14 protein-coding genes are annotated in these 18,484 nt (G+C 70.4%); 8 read left to right on the top strand and 6 right to left on the bottom strand.

The features are described from left to right. Positions 1-91: 91 nt before the first annotated feature. From H5398_RS00475 to H5398_RS00460, 4 genes are all read left to right on the top strand, one after another. Positions 92-997, top strand: a complete 906-nt coding sequence (locus H5398_RS00475; RefSeq protein ID WP_370586017.1) for a glycoside hydrolase family 43 protein — start codon at positions 92-94, stop codon at positions 995-997. A 186-nt stretch (positions 998-1,183) separates the two neighbouring features. After that, positions 1,184-1,930, top strand: a complete 747-nt coding sequence (locus H5398_RS00470) for a hypothetical protein (protein WP_182798595.1) — start codon at positions 1,184-1,186, stop codon at positions 1,928-1,930. A 28-nt stretch (positions 1,931-1,958) separates the two neighbouring features. Continuing rightward, on the top strand, positions 1,959-3,659 hold the full coding sequence (locus H5398_RS00465; protein WP_182798594.1) for a histidine kinase: 1,701 nt from the start codon (positions 1,959-1,961) through the stop codon (positions 3,657-3,659). Further along, positions 3,656-4,282: a response regulator transcription factor gene (locus H5398_RS00460; RefSeq protein WP_182798593.1), complete on the top strand. Its 627-nt coding sequence runs from the start codon at positions 3,656-3,658 to the stop codon at positions 4,280-4,282. Before H5398_RS00465 ends, H5398_RS00460 begins: the two co-directional genes overlap by 4 nt. A gap of 30 nt (positions 4,283-4,312) precedes the next feature. On the opposite strand, the gene H5398_RS00455 is transcribed toward H5398_RS00460, so the two are convergent. Then, positions 4,313-5,317 carry a LacI family DNA-binding transcriptional regulator gene (locus tag H5398_RS00455; RefSeq protein WP_182798592.1) on the bottom strand — a complete coding sequence of 335 codons (1,005 nt, stop codon included), beginning with the start codon at positions 5,315-5,317 and terminating at the stop codon, positions 4,313-4,315. A gap of 191 nt (positions 5,318-5,508) precedes the next feature. Here H5398_RS00455 and H5398_RS00450 point away from each other — a divergent pair, with 191 nt between their 5' ends. Both H5398_RS00450 and H5398_RS00445 read left to right on the top strand, forming a co-directional pair. After that, positions 5,509-6,729 carry a Gfo/Idh/MocA family protein gene (locus H5398_RS00450; protein ID WP_182798591.1) on the top strand — a complete coding sequence of 407 codons (1,221 nt, stop codon included), beginning with the start codon at positions 5,509-5,511 and terminating at the stop codon, positions 6,727-6,729. Positions 6,730-6,774: 45 nt separating this feature from the next. After that, positions 6,775-7,275 carry a DUF427 domain-containing protein gene (locus H5398_RS00445; protein WP_182781783.1) on the top strand — a complete coding sequence of 167 codons (501 nt, stop codon included), beginning with the start codon at positions 6,775-6,777 and terminating at the stop codon, positions 7,273-7,275. 167 nt (positions 7,276-7,442) lie between these two features. On the opposite strand, the gene H5398_RS00440 is transcribed toward H5398_RS00445, so the two are convergent. The 5 genes from H5398_RS00440 to H5398_RS00420 all read right to left on the bottom strand — a co-directional run bounded on the left by H5398_RS00440 (position 7,443) and on the right by H5398_RS00420 (position 15,847). After that, positions 7,443-8,840, bottom strand: coding sequence for a hypothetical protein (locus H5398_RS00440; protein ID WP_182798590.1), 1,398 nt, complete (start codon positions 8,838-8,840; stop codon positions 7,443-7,445). 204 nt (positions 8,841-9,044) lie between these two features. Further along, a complete protein-coding gene (locus H5398_RS00435) occupies positions 9,045-10,139 on the bottom strand; it encodes a ScyD/ScyE family protein (RefSeq protein ID WP_182798589.1) in 1,095 nt (364 codons plus the stop codon). Between the two features lie 186 nt (positions 10,140-10,325). After that, on the bottom strand, positions 10,326-12,761 hold the full coding sequence (locus H5398_RS00430; protein WP_182798588.1) for a hypothetical protein: 2,436 nt from the start codon (positions 12,759-12,761) through the stop codon (positions 10,326-10,328). Next, positions 12,751-13,773 carry a substrate-binding domain-containing protein gene (locus tag H5398_RS00425; protein WP_182798587.1) on the bottom strand — a complete coding sequence of 341 codons (1,023 nt, stop codon included), beginning with the start codon at positions 13,771-13,773 and terminating at the stop codon, positions 12,751-12,753. Before H5398_RS00425 ends, H5398_RS00430 begins: the two co-directional genes overlap by 11 nt. Further along, positions 13,766-15,847 carry a glycoside hydrolase family 36 protein gene (locus tag H5398_RS00420; RefSeq protein WP_370586016.1) on the bottom strand — a complete coding sequence of 694 codons (2,082 nt, stop codon included), beginning with the start codon at positions 15,845-15,847 and terminating at the stop codon, positions 13,766-13,768. Before H5398_RS00420 ends, H5398_RS00425 begins: the two co-directional genes overlap by 8 nt. A gap of 163 nt (positions 15,848-16,010) precedes the next feature. On the opposite strand from H5398_RS00420, the gene glmU reads away from it, so the two are divergent. Beyond that, the gene (gene glmU, locus H5398_RS00415) at positions 16,011-17,492 is read left to right on the top strand and encodes a bifunctional UDP-N-acetylglucosamine diphosphorylase/glucosamine-1-phosphate N-acetyltransferase GlmU (protein ID WP_182798585.1); all 1,482 of its coding nucleotides are present in this window, start codon (positions 16,011-16,013) and stop codon (positions 17,490-17,492) included. A gap of 5 nt (positions 17,493-17,497) precedes the next feature. After that, positions 17,498-18,472 carry a ribose-phosphate diphosphokinase gene (locus tag H5398_RS00410; RefSeq protein WP_182798584.1) on the top strand — a complete coding sequence of 325 codons (975 nt, stop codon included), beginning with the start codon at positions 17,498-17,500 and terminating at the stop codon, positions 18,470-18,472. The last annotated feature ends 12 nt before the right edge of the window (positions 18,473-18,484 follow it).

Raw genomic sequence — 18,484 nt, 5'->3', positions numbered from 1 at the left:
TCGACCTCTGGTCGCCCTGATCGGCATTTCGCTGCTCACGGCGTGTGGTGCTCAAGCGACGCCAACACCCTCCCCGGAAGGAGACTCTGCCGTGGCGCAGCCCACCAACCCCGTCTACCCGCTCGACTTCCCCGATCCTCAGGTGCTGCTGGATGCCGACGGCTACCTGGCCATCGCCACCAACGGCAACGGAATGAACGTCCAGACCATTCACAGCGACGATCTCGTCGAATGGAGCCAGGGAGTCGACGCGCTGCCGAGCGTGGCTCCGTGGTCCTCGTCCGGCAAGGTGTGGGCGCCGGAGATCATCGAATGGTCGGACGGCACCTACCGGCTCTACTACACCACCAAGGCGCCGGACCCCGCCTGGCGGTGCGTGAGCGTCGCCACGTCGGAGACGCTGGCCGGGCCGTACGTCGACGAGTCGGTTGAGCCGTTGATCTGTGAGATCGACGAGGGAGGCTCCATCGACGCGTCACCCTTCCTCGACGAGGACGGCACGCCCTACCTCTACTGGAAGAACGACGGCAACGCCATCGGTGTCGACACCTTCATCAAGGTCGCTCCGCTCAGCGCTGATGGCATGGCCATCGACGGTGAGGTGACCGACCTGTTCAAGCAGGACCTGTACTGGGAGGGTCATCTGGTGGAGGGGCCGGCTGTCGTGAAGGTCGACGACGTCTATCACATGCTCTACTCAGCCAACGACTACGGATCTGACAAGTACGCGGTGGGGCACGCCGTGGCAGACTCGCCGCTGGGCCCCTTCGTGAAGGACCCCGAGCCGGTGCTGTCCACCAACGAGGTGGCCGCGGGACCGGGACACTGCCAGCTCTTTCTAAGGGAGGGGCAGTGGTGGATGGTGTACCACGCCTGGAAGCCAGGCTTCGTCGGTGACTCCCTTGAGGGGCGGAAGATGTGGCTGTCCAGGGTCAGCTTCGACGGGGCCTCCGTCGAGGTGGACCCCCCGGCCAGAGAACTGGACCTCCAGGACTAGCGGGAGTAACAGCAGGTCGTAGCGGCTCTTGATCGGGACCCACCGGTCCTTGTCAGCGTCCCAGATCGAGAACGGGCGGTTGCTGGGCACGCCGTCGCGGTGAAGTTGTGATCCAGTGTCACTTCTCTCCCGGGAACACTCTCCTGGAGTCTGAAGCCATCGCTTCCGACGAAAGGGGATGCTCCCGTGAGCGCCGCAGATCTGCTCGGCAACGCCGAGCCCCACCGCGACACCTCCACCCACCCAGGCACGCACGCAGCGAAGGACTCGGACGAGGTCAGGTCCCTGACCCGGATGGCCGGGTGGGCCGGCATCGCCGTGTTCGCCCTTTGGCTGTTCCAGCCGCTCCTCGTCGGCTGGCTCGCGAGCAGCGGGGCCGACGACACCCCTGACATGGCGGCCCTCGAGGCTGTGTCGTGGGTCGGCGGCTTCGATGCCGTGGTGTTCTCGGCCATCGGCGCGGCCTCACTCGTCATGGTCCTCGCCCTGTGGCGTGCGATGCGCCTCACAGGTGCCGCGAACGGCGTCCTCAGCAGTGTCGGGTTCGCCATGGCGCTCGTCGGTGCCAGCGCGTGGTTCTGGGTGGCCGGGCACGGGCTGAGCATGTACACCTCGGTGGGCGCCGGCCTGGCTGACGTCTCCTCGGACAGCGAGATCCAGGCTGCGTCACTCCAGGCCTCCTACCTGGCCGTCACGGCGGGGCTGCTCGTCGTGGGGATCGGTTCGGTCGGCTGGAACGCCCTGCTGGCAACGACCGGGCGACGCTCGGGCCTCATCGGCCGGCCGCTCAGCGTCGTGTTCGGCGTGTTCGCCGCGATCCCGCTCTACCAGGCCGTTGTCCCCTTCGCGACTCCATGGCCGATCCTCGTCGCCGTCCTCGGATCCCTCGTCCTCGGCATCGCCCTGCTCGTGAAGTCACGGAAACGGCGTTGAGCGCGGCCGTAGATGTCATCATCGGCCCATGACCCACGACGCGCTGGTCGAGGCGAGCGGGATCGTCACCACGGCGGTCGTGCTCGTCCTGGCCGTGCTTCTGCTCGGGTCACTGCGCCGGATGCCGCGCGGCCCTCAGTGGCTCGTTGTGCTCGCGTGCCTGCTCCTGTTCGCCGCGATCGTCGTACCGGGTGCAGCCGCCCTGTGGTTCGCCGCCTTCCCGCTCCTCGTCGGCGTCTATCCCGACGGCGTGATGACCCCGCGGTGGCTGTGGCTCCCAGTGGGCGCCCTGGCCGTCGCGGCAGTGGGTGACCTCGCCACGGGCGGAACGTGGAGCGAGAGTCCGTGGTGGGCGCTGGTCGTCAACGGCCAGCTGCTGCTGCTCCTCGCCCAGGTCCACCGCTACCGTCGCCGTTCCTCCACCGAGGAGCGAGCGGCGGTCCGCTGGGTCATCCTCGGCACTCTGCTGACGATGGCGTCGTACGCGGCCACCCAGGCCGCGTACGGGTCCATCGGCGAGGGGTCGACCGGCTCCGCGGTCGCCGCCCAGCTGGCCGTGCTCCCCCTGCTCGTCGCGGTTGCCGTGGGGGTGCTCGCCCCGCGTGCGCTGGACGTCGACGAGTTCCTGCGGGCGACGGTGGTTTCCCTGGGGACCGTAGCCGCGCTGGCGGTCGTCATGCTCGTCCTACCAGGGCCCACGTGGGTGCGCCTCGTCGTCGTCGCCGTCGTCGCGGCACCGGTGGCGCTCGGCATGCTGCACGTCGGGGACTGGCTCCTCTACCGGGGGCGGCCGGACCCCGACCGCGCCGTCACCCGGATGTTGTCGGCGCTCAACACGCCCATCGGCCAGCACGACACTCCGAGCACGGTCCTGCAGGCGTTCACCGGCGCCCTGTTCCTTGACCGCGGGCGCATCAGCGGCTCGTGGTTCGAGCCCGTCGGGCTGGGATCGGACGCGTCCACAACCTCAGACTCGGAGAGCTTCCCCGTCGAGTACCGAGGCGAGGTGCTGGCCGTGCTCGAGCTGCCGCCCCGGCGCGGCGAGAGCACCCTGACGCGCCGCGACCGTCGAGTCGTCGACGGGCTGCTCGCCCAGGCCGCCCCCGCGCTCGACGCGGCGCGCACGGTCGTGGCGCTGCGCGAGTCCCGCGCCCGCACGGTCGCTGCCCGCGAGGAGGAACGGCGCCGCATCCGTCGTGAGCTGCACGATGACCTCGGCCCCACGCTGTCGGGAATCGCGTTGAGCGCCGCGGCCCTGGCCACGCGGACCGGCGACCCCGAGGCCTCACAGCTGCACCGGGAGCTGCGGATGGCCGTCGACCAGTCCCGCGAGCTGGCCTACGGCCTGCGGCCGCCGGTGCTCGATGACCACGGGCTCGTCGCGGCCCTGCGCGACCGCGTCGGCGGGCCCGACGTGCGGATCGACGCGCCCGACGACCTCGACCTGCCTGCCTCGGTCGACCTCGCGGCGCTGCGGATCATCCAGGAAGCCGTCACCAACGCCCGCAAGCACGGTGCCGCACCGGTGCTCATCCAGCTGCGACTGGACGACGGGCACCTCAGGCTGCGGGTGAGCGACGCCGGCCCGGGGCTGCCCCCTGACGTGCGCGCCGGCATCGGCATGCTGTCGATCACAGAGCGCACCGACGAGGTCGGCGGCACGGCCCGCTACGACCGGACCGTGCGCGGGTGCCACCTGCTCGTCGACCTCCCGGTCGAGGCGTCATGACCACCGTGGTCGTCGTCGACGACCACCCCGTCTTCCGCCGAGGCCTGGTCGCTCTGCTGACGGCAGCGGGGCACGAGGTCATCGGGCAGGCACGCGGCGGGCTCGAGGCCCTCGACGTCGTGGCGCAGGTCAAGCCGCAGGTCGTGCTGATGGACCTGTCGATGCCCGACGGAGACGGTTTCGAAGCGACCGCCCGTATCACGGCGGAACACCCTGACGTGGCCGTCGTCGTCGTGACCCTGTTCTCCGACGAGGCCTCGGTGGCCCGGGCCCTACACGCAGGGGCAGCCGGCTACCTCGGCAAGCACGCCGAGCCCGAGCACCTCATCGCTGCGGTGGAGGCCGCGAGTGCCGGCGCGTTGTGGATCGGTCGCGGCGTTGAGCGACCCTCGTTCGCGGCGCGCCCGGGCAGCGAGCATGCAGCGCTGCCGGGCGGGCTCACAGCCCGCGAGCTCGTCGTCGCCGACCTGCTCGCACGAGGCCTGGCCAATCCCGCGATCTCCGCACGGCTCGGCCTGTCGACCAAGACCGTCGCCAACTACGTCAGCACGATCCTGCTCAAGCTCGCCGCGACGGACCGAGCGGATGCGGCGCGGATCATCCGCGCCCACCTCAACCCCTAGGGACCTCGCGCACAGTGGCACCGGCATTGTTCAACTCCCGCCGGGGAGCGGGGGCTGGCACCCACAGGAGCGGCGGACGACGAGATCCATCGGGAACGTCTCGTGGGCAGCCGGGCGTGCGTGGACCACAAGGTCGATCGCCTCAGTGGCCATCGCCGCCACAGGTTGCCGCACCGTGGTCAATGGAGGTGCCGTGAACCGGGTCTCCTCGGTGCCGTCGAAGCTCACGATGGCGACGTCCTCCGGGACCCGCAGGCCCAGGTCACCGCAAGCCCTCAACAGGCCGATCGCCTGCAGGTCGGAGCTCGTCACAACAGCCGTCGGCCGGTCATCGCTGCCCAGGAGCCCAAGCCCGGCGCGGTAACCGCCGTCGCGCGTGAAGGAGGTGCGCGCCACCCGGCCGGGGTGCTGTTCGTGCCCGGCATGCGCCCGCATCCAGCCTTCCTCTCGGCCGTCGGCCTCCGGTGTGACGTACTCACCGATGATCAGGGAGACGCTCTGATGGTGGTGGACGCGCAGCAGGTGCCCGACCGCCATCGCCATCCCATCGGCGGCATCCGGTCCGACGGTGGCGCAATCGGGGACGGGCGAGGCCGAGTCGATGATCACCACAGGCTGGCTTGCGCCGAGGCGGCGCAGCTCGTCGAGCCCGCCCATCGCCGTGGCCCGAGTCACGATCAGGCCGTCGATCTGGCGGTCGCAGAGGTCGAGCATCGAACGGAGGTGGGCGTCGGGGCCGGGTCCACCGGCGGTCATGAGCAGGGCGTAGCCCACATCGGCTGCGGCCTGCTGCAGTTCCCTGGTGTACTCCGCGTAGAACGGGTTGGTGGTGTCACCCACCACCAGGCCCAGCGTGCTGGTGCTGCCCAGGGACAGGGCGCGCGCGGTCCGGTTCGGGCGGTACCCCAGGTGGTCCACCGCCTCACGGACCCGCCGCGCGGTTGCCTCCGATACCTTCTTCGGGCCGCCGTTGACGACGTGGCTGACCACCGCCGTGCTGACGCCCGCGTAGCGCGCGACATCTGTCCGCGTCACGGCGCGCGGCCTGCTTCGGGGCGGGGTGGGCTCCGAGGTCACCGGTCAACCTCCCTGTCTGGGCTGGCGTTCCAGGCCATCCTAAGGGAATTTGCGTCACACATGGTTACCCGGGTAACTTTGTGGGCACCGCGTCGCAGCGGCCCACGCATCCACACCCCCACGCCTTCAGTCGAAAGGACTGCACACTCATGAAGATCGGTGTCATCGGAACCGGGCAGTTCGCCCGGAGCTTCATCAGCCTCTGGCAGCTGCACCCTGCCGTGGAGGAGGTCTACGTGACCGACCTCGTCCCGGAGCGGGCCGCGCAGCATGTCGAGCAGTACGGCCTCGCCGGCAGCTTCCCGGACGTCGACGCGCTGCTGGCCTCCGACGTGGACTCCGTCGCCATCATGACGCAACGCTGGAGCCACGGTGAGCTGGCTCTCAAGGCGCTCGAGGCGGGCAAGAACGTCTACTCAGCGGTGCCGATGGCCATCAGCGCCGAGGAGATCTCCGCCATCGTCGCCAAGGTCGAGGAGACCGGGCTGATCTACATGATGGGGGAGACCAGCTACTACAACCCGGCCGTGATCTACGCCCGCGCGCGGATCGCCGAGGGGGCCTTCGGGCGCGTCTTCTACTCCGAGGGGGACTACGTCCACGACATGGACAACGGCTTCTCCGCCGCCTACCAGTTCAGCGGCGGTGAGGACTGGAAGCCCACCGCGAGCTTCCCGCCCATGCTCTACCCGACCCACGCCGTCGGCGGGGTGCTCGGGGCGCTGCCCACCTACGCCACCTCCGTGTCGTGCCTCGGCATCGTCGACCACGGAGCCGACGGCATTTTCGACAAGTCCATCTCCCGCTGGGGCAACGACTTCTCCAACATGACCGCGCTGTTCGAACTCGCCGACGGCGGCGCGATGCGCACCAACGAGTTCCGCCGAGTGGGTTACTGGAAGGGCCACGAGTCCCGATTCCGCTTCTACGGCACCGAGGAGGTCTTCGAGCAGTCCGGCGACGGCGCCACCCTGAGCGTCAAGACCGAGGGCGAGGACTACGCCAAGGGCGAGACCCTCGACGTGAGCGACCTCCTCGCCACCGGCCCCGGCGAGCTGCCCGAGGGCTTCGGCGACGTCGACCCCGCGCTCATGCAGAGCTTCGCCTCAGGCAGCGCCAAGGTCCAGGACCGCTCGCGGCTCCCGCGCGAGTTCGACGGCGCCCACAACGGCCACGAGGGCAGCCACCACTACCTCGCCGACGACTTCGTCCGCGCCGTGACCACCCGCACTCAGCCCCCGGTGAACGCGTGGCGCGCAGCCCGGTTTACCCTGCCCGGCGTGATCGCCTTCGAGTCCGCACGCCAGAACGGGGCACGGCTCCCCATCCCGGACCACGGCGACGGCCCGGCCGATCCCGGCTGGGACTGACCCAACACCCGGGGGCGGTCTGAGCGCCCGAGCTATCGTCGAGGCATGGTGTTCAGACCACGTCCCGACCGGACCGGCCCCGGGCAGGAGTCGGTATGGGATTACCCCCGCCCACCGGCCCTGCGGAAGTGCGCCCTGCCGATCGAGGTAGTGCTCGGCGGCGAGGTCATCTGTAGGACGTCGGAATCCTGGCAGGTCCTGGAGACCAGCCACCCACCGACGTACTACCTGCCCAGGACGAGCTTCGTGGAGGGCGCCCTGCGGCCGGCCGACGGCCGATCGTTCTGCGAGTGGAAGGGCGCGGCCCGCTACCTCGACGTGCACGGCGGTGGTCGCACGGCGCCGTCGGCCGCATGGTACTACCCGACGCCGACGGCCCCCTTTGCCGCGCTCCTCGATCACGTTGCCCTCTACGCCGGCCCGATGGATGCCTGCGTGGTGGGCGGGGAGACGGTGACGCCCCAGCCGGGCGGGTTCTACGGGGGCTGGGTCACCTCGGCCGTGACCGGCCCGTTCAAGGGCGTGCCCGGCTCCATGGGTTGGTGAACACCCAAGACTGGACCGGCCCGCGGGGAGGGAACTCCGCGCGGGCCGGTTGGGGTCATCTCACCTGAGGATCAGCTCACGCCACCTCCAGCTCGAAGGCCCCGCCGGCGGCAACGCCTCCGGGGGCCCGGTCATGAAGACGGGTCCCCGGAGGCGCCGACGAGAGATCAGACGATCGCGCCGGAGACGGCGTCCACCTTGACCAGGGTGGTCTCGGGCTCGCCGTCGACGATGGTGGTGATCTCCACCTCGAAGAGCTTTGCGCCCTGCTTGGCGCCGAACTTCCGGGTCACCTTCACCTGCGCCGTCGTGCGGTCCATCGTCGCGAGGGCTGCCACGGCTGCCTCGGAGTCGGAGAGGAACGAGCCGTTGTTCGAGGAGGCGTTCACCTGGAGTCCGAACGCGTTGGTGAACGAGATCCCGTTGTCGCCCTTGAGCTGCGCGCGGATGTAGTTGTCCGCCCCGGCTGCGACGTCGTCGAGATCCACGGTGTTGCCGGTGGCCACCACCTCACCGTCGGCGATCCACTCGATCGAGGTGTAGTGGGTGCCCTCGATGGTGATGGTGTCGTCCACCTCGTCGACCTCGATGTTCGTGATCGTCGGGGCGGGCAGCGTGCGGTCACCCCTGAAGTTGGCGCCCAACTCGCGCTTCGCCACCAGGGCGGTGGAGTAGAAGGCGCCCGAGCGCATGGTGGCGTGGACGTCGGCCTCCGTCAGCTCCGGCATGAGCAGCCGGTTGTAGTCGTAACCGAGCGCGCCCGTGGAGTGGGCGTCGTCGTTGGCGAAGCCGGGCACGTTGAGCTCAGGCATGGTCTCCTGGAGGACGGAGTCCCACAGGATCCGGTCGGAATAGGAGTCGCCGTCGGAGACCTTGTTGACGATCTCCATGCCCACCAACGTGTCCGGGTAGGCCTCGAACAGGCCGACGTAGCGGGCCACCTTCACGGGGTCGGTGGCGGCGGCCCCGCCGGTGGCGGTGTTGCTCCCGCCGTAGTACCGGCCGGGGTGGTTGATGTGCATGATGGGCTCGAGCGCGCCCTCGGCCGCGGTGAGCCCGTCGACGTAGGCGATCTTCGACTCGAGCGTCGCGTGGCTCCCGTTGTTCCAGTCGGTCCAGAAGGTGTTGAGGTGGTCCTTGACCGACTGTTCGTCGGAGTGTCCGGTGCCGATCATGCCCGGCAGCCCGCCGCGGTCGGCGCCGGTGTTCATCTCGATCATGCGCTCGGTGGTGAGGTAGTACTCGGGATTCGCGATCGCCTTGGCTGTGTCGGTGCGGTCCCAGGTGGTGTTGACGAAGTTGTGATCCGTCATGGAGTAGACGTTGAAGCCGAGGGCGTAGGCCTGCTCGAGCATCTGGCGGGCGGTGTTGCCGCCGTCGGACTCGGTGGTGTGGTTGTGGAAGCCGGCCTTGTACTGGTACCAGCTCCAGTCGACACCCGCGTAGGGGCTGGTGACCTTGTAGTCGAGATCGGTGGTGGTGGCGCTGGCCTCCATCGGTACCGCGGTGAGCGCAAGGATGCCGGCGACGGCGGCCGCGACCAGGCTGAAGTGACGTCGGGACATGGGGAATCCTCCTGTGGTGATCGGTCCCGCATCCGGCGGTCTCCGCCTGGGAGGCGGGCGTCGGATCTGCGAGGTGGTTCACCGTCATCCCAACGGGTCCAGGTGAACACGATCATCACAGGAGGCGAACAGGCAACCAACTCCTACCGAACGTAGTATTGACGAGTAATGCCTGATCAGACCCCACTCGGGTCTCCCAGGTCCCTAGAGGCGTTGCGAGATCAGGGTCCCGTTGCCGAAGGCTCCGACGGTCGCGTAGAGCGTCGACCCGCTGACCTCGACGTTCGCGGCGCCCTCAGCCTCCAGGAACAGGCCGGCGGCGCCACCACCGGCGGGGACCATGAAGATTCCTGGGCCGAAGAGGGAGGCGATGTAAAGGTTGCCGGCGCCATCGAGCGCGATGCCAGTGGGGGTGATCAGGCCGTCGGCGTACTGGCTGTACGCGCCCGTCGCCGCGTTCACCCGGTACACCGAGCCGCGAGCGCCGAGGCTCGCGTCCTCGGGGCCCCCGGGCAGCGCCGACACGAACAGCCGCCCGCCGGGGCCGACCTCGACGTCCGTGGGCACCCCCTCGAAGCCGTAGCTGAGACCCGCGCACGATGGCACATTGAGGGCCTCGGCCGCCTCCTCGGTGATGGTTGCCATACTGGCGGGCAGCACCATCAGGGTGCTGATCGCTCCTGACCTGAGGTTCACCGAGAAGACCGCGTTGGCTCCCGCGTCGGCCACGTAGGCGGTATTGCCCGCCACCGCCACCGCGTAGACGTGACTGTCCACGTCGACGTCGGCGCCTGTGTAGCTGGCAGGGATGCCCAGCGCGTCCAGCTCCGAAACGCACTCCTGGTTGGCCGCCGCATCCTCGGCTGACAGGCCGTACTGCACGTCCTGGTCGGGATTGTTGTCGATCTCGTACTGGGCCAGCTGGTCGGTGATCGTCATCACGACGCCGTGGGAGTCGATGGACTTCAGCGAGCCGACCATCGGCCTTGGGTCCTCAGGGCCCGCGCCCTGGCTCTCTACGAAGAAGAGTCTGCTGCCGCGGTAGTCGCTGCCGGCGACATCCCAGTCCGGTGCGTCATAGAGCGACGTCGTGTCGCCACCGGCGACGGTGGTGAGCCTGCCGACGAACTCCTCCGAGACGGTGACCGCCTTGCCGGGGCCGACTGCCAGGTGCAGTGGGGTGACGAGCCCATCGGCCAGCGTCGTCGGATCGCCCGAAGGCGGGGCCGCCTGGGCGAGTGAGGCGGAGGCGAGAACCATCAGGGCGGCCGGCACAGCCGCCAGTGTGCGCTTCTTCATCGAGGCTCCTCTGGTCGGTGACTGTGGGAGCCCGGGCCCACATCATGCTCAAGCCCCCTGAGGGGAAGGCTTGTGGGGAGGCGCGCTGGTGTCAAGGTATCCCGGTGCAACCCGGGTGGGGTATGCGGACGCCAGCGGGGAACTGAGCCACCGTTCGTTCCGTCGCCGCCCATATCCGCGTGAGGATCAGTGCGTCGGGTGCCTCAGACGTGCGACTCCCACCTCCCGGATGAGCGGCGGTTCGCCGGTGGGATTGAGCAGACGCAGCGGCTGGTCGGCAGTGGTCAGAGTCACGGGGATGGCCCGCTCCCAGAAGTTGTCCCAGGAGTAGGTGTAGCGGACGTGGGCGTCGCCCGCCTGGCTCGCGCCCTCCCACACCTCCAGGCGGCGGTCCACCACCTGGGGGTTGTAGTCGTGGCTGCCCCGCAGCTCCGCGTTGGCGTAGGTGACCACCACGACGAACTCGCCGGCCGCCGCCAGGGCCCCGTCGCGGGGGAGGGTGGCGCCCCCGTGCCAGGGCACCCGGACCACATCGACGTCAGCGGTACGCGTCACCACCAGCGACCGCACCAGGGCGGTCCCGCCCGGGCAGCTCAGTTCGATCTCGTTGATGCCCTGGGCCAGGAACACCCGGGCGACGCCGGCTGCCGCTCCCGCCGCGACACCGACGCTTCCGCCGTCCTGGCCGTTGACCCGGAGCGAGACCCCACACCCGCCGTCGTCGACCATCCGCACCGCCAGATCGTGATAGCCAGACTTCCACGCCGACGCGTACACGTCGGCCCGCCCGGCCCCAGCCAGCCTGGCCCCGCCGGCGCCCCCCGTCGGCCACTCCAGCTGGGCGCCGTCGAACAGCCTGAACGTGCTCGCCGGGTAGGTGGCGGGATCGCCGTCGGTGGCATCCATGAGCACCAGCCGGTCCAGCGTCACCTCGGCACCCGGGAGCAGCGAGACCCCGTCGATGCTCGTCCGCAGCGACAACTCGCGCCGCCCCGCGCCCAGCCGCACCATCGTCTCCGCGCTCCCGCGGTACTTCCCCCGCGACCGCTCGTTGAGCGCGAGGCTCGCCGGATACTCGACGAAGGCCGCGAACATGCCGTCGACGAACAGCGCGTGGCGCCCGGCCTCGCCTGCGGCGCTGCCGATCGCCTGGAAGCGATATGTCCCGTCGCGGGGCACCTCGACCGTCCACGCGGCCGACGAGGAGACCTCCCGGAACGACGACACGTCCGCGCCACCCGAGGCCAGGAACTGCCAGCCCTCCGCGGCCTTCGGATCGTACCGCGACACCTCGGCCGACGTGAGGATCGTGTCCTCCGCCTCCACCGTCGCGCACCACGGATCAGGGGCCGACGCCCCGGCCGCGGCGGCGGTGATGAGCGCCTGATAGGCGCAGTGCCGGTCGTACGGGGCGACGGTGAGGCTGAACCCACCGTCGGCCACGGGCACCCCGCGACCCGACGACACCAACCGCGGCGCCGCATGGAGACCGTCAACCCCCGTGAGCACCGCCTCCCGCACCTCGACGTCGACGCGGCCACCGAACAACGCCGGGTCCAGCCCGGAGACCTCCAGCAGCACCTTCCGGTCCGTCCCGCCGAACAGGACCGTGGCGCGCGCATTGGCCGCGTCGACGGCCGCGATCGCCTGCAGCGTGTCCGGCGCGTCCGGCTCCGGCGGCGTCACGGCAACCGTCGTCGAGCCCTCGAGGTCGCCGTACCACTTGAGCATCCACCAGCCCCCGTTGGCGCCGTGGGCGCGGGCGGTGTTGTCCGACAGGTTGCCCGCGTAGTTCCAGTAGGCCATCTGGGCGTCCACCTTGGTGTCCTCGAACATGGCGAGCCACTGGATCAGCTGGCCGGGGACGGCCAAGTCGCGGAGCATGCCGTACTCGGTGATGTTGACGTCGATGGGCTCGATCCCGCGCTCGGCCTCCATCGCGCGGTACTCGCGCAGGTGGCCGCGGTAGGTGCCGAGGTTGTCGATGCCCAGCTCGTGCCAGATGAACACCTCCGGCAGGCAGCCGTGCACGACGGCGAAGTCCAGGAAGTCGGCGGTGCGCTCCGGCTGCCACTGCATGTCGCCCGGCCCGCCGATCCTCGGCTCGCCGAGGCCGTGACGCGCCCAGACCCCGCGGATGACGCCGACGACTGTCAGCCAGTCGGCGAGGAACTGCTCCCGATGCTCCGGCCACTCCGGGTACCAGTTGCCCCCGTCGGGCTCGTTGAAGGGGATCAGCACGTAGTCGCGGGGCCGGGCCGAGCGGGTGGCGACGGCCTCGGTGATCCGTTCCACCACCTCGAGGAAGGCCCAGGCGTCGTCCGGGCCATCGCCGGGGCGCCGGCCGCCGTGGTAGGGCCAGTCCGGGTAGTGGTCCTGGATGTAGATGTACATGTCGCGGCCGTGCTTGGCGAAGAAGGCGCCCTCGACGGCGAGCGCGTCGCCGCTGGGGTGCTGCGTCCCGAACGGCGCCTTCTGGCTGGTGTTGGTGAGGTGGGCGCCGTTGAGCAGCGCGGCGGTGGGGACGCCGTCGTCGCCCAGGCCGTACAGGGTCCCGGAGGCCCCGCCGCGGAAGGAGCCCACGGGGGAGGCGCAATCCACGAGGAGTCGGTCAATGGTCACGGGCGGGCCTTCCGGGGCGGGGTGCGGCGGTGCTGGCGCGCAGGATGAGGTCTGGGGTGAGGGTGATCAGGGACTCTCCGACGGCACGGTCACGGAGGAGCTGCCAGCCGCGGCGGCCCAGCTCGGCGAAGTCCTGCGCGACGGTGGTGAGCGCCGGGTCCCACAGCTGCGCCAGGGGATGGTCGTCGAACCCCGCGACACTCACGTCCCGCGGAACCCTGACCCCGCGGTCGCGGAGGCCTGCCATCACCCCCATGGCCACTTCGTCGTTGCCGCAGAACACGGCTGTCACCTCGTCGCGCCCGGCGAGCGCTCGGCCGAGGGGGCGCGCCTCGGCAGGCTCCCAACTCGCCTCGATGATGGCGGGCACCGGCCTGCCCGCCGCGAGCAACGCCCGCCGCCAGCCCTCGGTCCGGCCGCCCTCGCCCTCAGGGGAGGGGACGCGCACGTGGTGCACCGTCGGATGTCCGAGGGAGAGGAGGTGGGAGGTCAGCGCGAACGCGCCGGCGTCCTCGTCGATCACGATCTGCGCCCTCCCGTCGAAACGACCCCCGGACAGGGCCACGGCCGGCACCCCTCCGGGCAGGCCATTGAGGGCCGCCACGCCCGCCGGGTCGAACGCCAGCACGATCACCCCGGCCACGGGCTGGGACAACGCCAGGCCGACGGCGGCGCCCAGCTCCTTCTCCCCGGCGCCGTCGAGCGCGGTGATGGTGACGAGGTGGCCGTCGGCCCGCGCCGCCTCCTCGATGCCCCGGAGGGTCTCGGCGTAGCCGTAGCGCGACGTGTTGCCCGCCAGTACCGCGACCACCCCGGGCGCCCGCCCACCCAGCGCCCGGGCGGCGGGATTGGGCGTGAAGTTCAGCTTCGCGACGGCGGCGGCGACGCGGGCGCGCTTGTCGTCGCTGATCCGCGCGGCGCCGGTGAGGTACCGCGACACCGTCGGCACCGAGACCCCGGCCAGCGCGGCCACGTCCTTGATGGTCGCGGGGGGTGCCGTCGCCTCACCCACGGCGGTCCGAGGGCGTGAGCCGGATCAGGCGGGCGCTGGTGGTCAGGGCGGTGTCGGCGTGGAGGGTCCCGGAGGTGGCATCCCAGCTCAGGTCCCAGCCGTCCGCGGCTTGGCGGAACACCGTCGTGACGGTCGCGGGGCGGCCCGCGAGGCGGGGGACCGGCAGCGCCACGCCGTCGGCCTCCTCCCGCTTCCACAACGCGACGAGGGCGTCGTCTCCGGTGCGGAGTCCGACGGCGACCCACGGGTCCGTCCACGCAGGCAGCCCGAGCGGCCAGAAGGGGAGCGCGTGCGGGAGCTCGGAGCGGAGAGCCTTGGCCACGTCCACCGCCTCCCGCACCAGCGCCAGCTCCGGACCCGACATGGTGTTGAGGTAGCCGGAGAGGTAGATGCGGCCGACCAGGCCGGTGACCAGGCAGAACGCGATCTCCTCCGGGTCCATCCCGTGCTGCGGGTAGGCCCAGCTGGCGGCCTGTTCGGGGAGCATCTGCATCGGCGCCGACGCCGCGATCGGCGGGTAGAGCCGGAAGTCCTGCTGGTCCGAGGTGGACTGCAGCTGAAGGCGGCTGAGCATGGCGAAGTCCGCCCGCATGCCTCCGGAGCCGCAGTTCTCCAGAATCAGCCCGGGGTGTCGGTCGAGCACGCCGTCGAGCCAGGCCAGCACGGCGCGCGAGTGCTCCAGCAGGCCGTGGCCGACGCTGGGCGCCGCGTGGTCCGTGCCCGAACCTGGGTTGATGTTGTAATCCAGCTTGAAGAAGCCCACGCCGAAGTCGCCCACCAGACGGTCGACGACGCCGTCGAGGTGGGCGCGTGCCGCGGGGTGACGCAGGTCCAGGTGGTAGCGGTCCTGCTCGACGATCGGTTGCCCGTGCCGCTGCAGGAACGCCTCAGCGGGCAGCCGGTCCGCCATCGGGCTGCGCACGCCGATCACCTCGGGTTCGAGCCAGAGGCCGGGCGTCATGCCGTGGCCCCGGATCCGGCCGAGCACCTCGTCGAGCCCCCCCGGGAAGCGGGTGGTCGACGGCAGCCACTCGCCGACGCTGTCCCACCAGTGGCCGGAGTCGTCGTACCAGCCGGCGTCCACGCAGAACACCTCCGCGCCCACCTCCGCGGCGGCGTCGATGAGGGGGAGGAGCTTGTCGGTGGTGGGGTCGCCGTTGAGCGTGTTCATGTAGTCGTTGAAGCACACCGGCATGAGCTGGTTGTCCGGGTGCGGCCGTCGTGCGGCGCGTCGGTAGCGGGTCATCGCGGCGGCGGCGTCGTCGAGGGTGGCGCCGAGTGCGACGGCGGCCTTGACGGTGGTGAAGGACTCGCCGGGGGCGATGACGAGCGACCAGGCGTGGTCCAGTTCCGTGGGGCCCGACAGGGCGACGGCGAAGTCGTCGTGCTCCTCGCCCACCTCGATCCGCCACGGCCCGTTGTGTTCCACCTGCCACAGCCAGGCCGCGCCGTCGGAGTCCGAGGCCGCGGCGGCCACCGGGGCGTGCTCTCCGCTGGACCAGGTGCCGCGGGAGACGAGTGTCGCGGCGCCCCTCGGCCGGACGCCGGTGAGGTGGGCCGCGATGGCCGGGAACAGGTCCGGCCGGAAGGGGCGGGCGCTCCACCGCGACTCGGCCAGCCAGTCGCTGGCGGCGCTGTGGAACTCCCAGGAGCCCGCGTCGCGCACGCCCAGAGGCGCGGCCCAGGAGGAGACCGACCGCAGGCAGACCGGCGCCTCCCCGGTGGCCGTGACGGTGACCTCGGAGGAGAACGCGGCCACGCCGTCCGGGGAGGCCAGGAGCACGTCGGCCTGGATCCCGTCGCCGGAGAGGGTGAGGCGGAGACGGTGCCAGGCTCCGTCCGTGGTCGCCTCATGCGTGAGGTAGCGCAGCCGCTCGCCCAGGGCTGTCATGCCGACGCGGGTGCTGGCCAGCGCGTGCCCCGAGGTGGTGGTGAGGATCTGCACGAGGCCGACAGGCTCGGCGGAGGTGACCTCCAAGCCGTCAGCCACTGCCGACGTCAGTGCCACCGGCCCTTCCGGCGCCGTGGTGAAGGTCAGCGCCAGCCCTGCGTGCCCCCAGGTCAGTTCGGTCACGGTCACTCCCTTGTCGCGCGGTCGCGGCCAGTCAACCACATCTCTGATAACGGTTTCAAGGACGGCCCGCCCGGAGTCCGCGCAGTGGCGGGCGCGGGGCTGGTATTTTGACCGGGTGAGCCCCGGGGGGAGCTCGCGGTCGGCGACCGAAGGAGAAACACCCGTGTCCACCACTGACAGCGACCTCGCGCCCGTCGCGGCCGTAGTCGTCCTCGCCGCAGGCGGCGGGACCCGCATGAAGTCCGCCAAGTCGAAGCTGCTCCATGAGGTGGGGGGCAAGCCGATGCTGAGCTTCGCCGTCTCCGCGGCCGCCGCGCTCAACCCGGCTCACCTCGTCGTGGTGGTGGGGCATCTGCGCGAACAGGTCTCTGACCACCTCGAGAAGCTCTCCGAGGCGGTCACCACGGCGGTCCAGGACGACCAGCTGGGCACCGGACACGCCGTCGCCTGCGGGCTCGCGGGTCTCGGTGAGCTGGAGGGCGACGTGGTGGTCACCTACGCGGACGTGCCGATGCTCACCGGAGACACCCTCCGCCAGTTGGTGGCCGTGCACCGCGCCCATCACCACTCGGTCACGGTGCTGACCGCGCGCGTCGAGGACCCCACCGGCTACGGCCGCATCATCCGCGACGGGGACGCGGTGACCGGGATCGTCGAGCACAAGGACGCCACCGACGAGCAGCGCGCCATCGACGAGATCAACTCCGGCATCTACGTCTTCGATGCCGCCACGCTCCGCGAAGGCCTCGCCTCACTCACCACCGACAACGCCCAGGGCGAGCAGTACCTCACCGACGTGCTCACCTACGCCCACTCACGCTCGCAGCGCGTGGGCGCCCACCTCATCGATGACGTGTGGCAGACCGAGGGCGTCAACGACCGCGTCCAGCTGGCCCGGATCAACCTCGAAATGAACCGCCGGATCCGCGACGCGTGGATGATGGCCGGGGTCACCATGGTGGACCCGTCCAGCACCTGGATCGACGTGGACGTGGACCTCGCCCGCGACGTCGTGCTCATGCCCGGCGTCATCCTCCAAGGGGCCACGACGGTGGGGGAGGGCGCCATCATCGGCCCGGACACCACGCTCATGGACGTCGAGGTGGGCCCCGGTGCCGAGGTGATTCGCACGCACGGGTCCTTCGCCGTGATCGGCGAGAACGCCACCGTCGGCCCGTTCGCGTACCTGAGGCCCGGCACCGAACTGGGCAAGGGCGGCAAGATCGGCACCTTCGTCGAGACCAAGAACGCGGTGATCGGTGACGGCGCCAAGGTGCCGCACCTCACCTACGCGGGCGACGCCGTCATCGACGAGGGCGTCAACATCGGCGCCGGCACGATCTTCGCCAACTACGACGGGGTGTACAAGTCCACCACCCACGTGGGGCGCAACGCCTTCGTCGGCTCCAACACGGTGCTCGTCGCACCGGTGGACATCGGGGCGGGTGCCCTGGTGGGCGCCGGCTCCACGATCACCGATGACGTGCCGGCCGGCAGCCTCGCGCTGGCGCGCGGCAGACAGCGCAACATCGACGGCTGGACGGCCGATCGCCGTCCTGGTTCGAAGGCGGCCGCCGCGGCGGCCGAGCACGACGGCAGCATCCACCCGGCTGTGCTGGAGTCCCGAGCGAAGAAGAAGGCCTGATCGACGTGTCCCAGATCGCCAAGAACAACAAGCACCTCATGCTCTTCAGTGGGCGGGCCTTCCCCGAGCTGGCGCAGGAGGTGGCCACCCTGATGGACGAGCCCATCGTGCCCACGCGGGCGCTCACCTACGCCAACTCCGAGATCTACGTCCGGTTCGAGGAGTCCGTGCGCGGTTGCGACGCCTTCGTCATCCAGTCCCACACCGCGCCGGTCAACGAGTGGCTGATGGAGCAGCTCATCATGGTGGACGCGCTGAAGCGGGCCTCCGCCAAGCGGATCACGGTGGTGGCGCCCTTCTACCCGTACGCGCGCCAGGACAAGAAGCACCTCGGCCGCGAGCCCATCTCGGCGCGGCTCGTCGCGGACCTGTACAAGGCTGCAGGCGCCAACCGGATCATGTCCGTAGACCTCCACGCCGCCCAGATCCAGGGCTTCTTCGACGGCCCCGTCGACCACCTGTGGGGGCTGCCAGTGCTCTCGGACTACGTCAAGAAGAACTACGACGTGGGCAACATGTGCGTGGTCTCGCCTGACGCGGGCCGGGTGCGGCTGGCCGACATGTGGACCGACGTGCTCGGCACCCCGCTGGCCATCGTCCACAAGCGGCGTGACCACGACAAGGCCAACACCGTGGCCGTGCATGAGGTGGTGGGCGATGTCGAGGGCAAGGTGTGCCTGCTGGTCGACGACATGATCGACACGGCCGGCACCATCGCGCAGGCAGCCCAGGCCCTGCATGACCGGGGTGCGTCCAAGGTGATCACCGCCGCAACGCACGCCATTTTCTCCGGCCCCGCGGTCGAGCGGCTCAACGCCGCGAACGTCTCGGAGATCATCGTGACCAACACGCTGCCCATCCGCACGGAGCAGCCCATCAACAACCTGACGGTGCTGTCCATCGCTCCGTTGATCGCCAAGGCCATCAACGCGGTGTTCCTCGACGGCTCGGTCACCTCGCTCTTCGGGGGCGTCTCGTAGTTTCGTCCGCCG

It is taken from the genome of Tessaracoccus sp. MC1679 (assembly GCF_014164775.1).
Classification (GTDB): Bacteria; Actinomycetota; Actinomycetes; order Propionibacteriales; family Propionibacteriaceae; genus Arachnia.
This window is presented reverse-complemented; position numbering and strand designations above follow the sequence as displayed.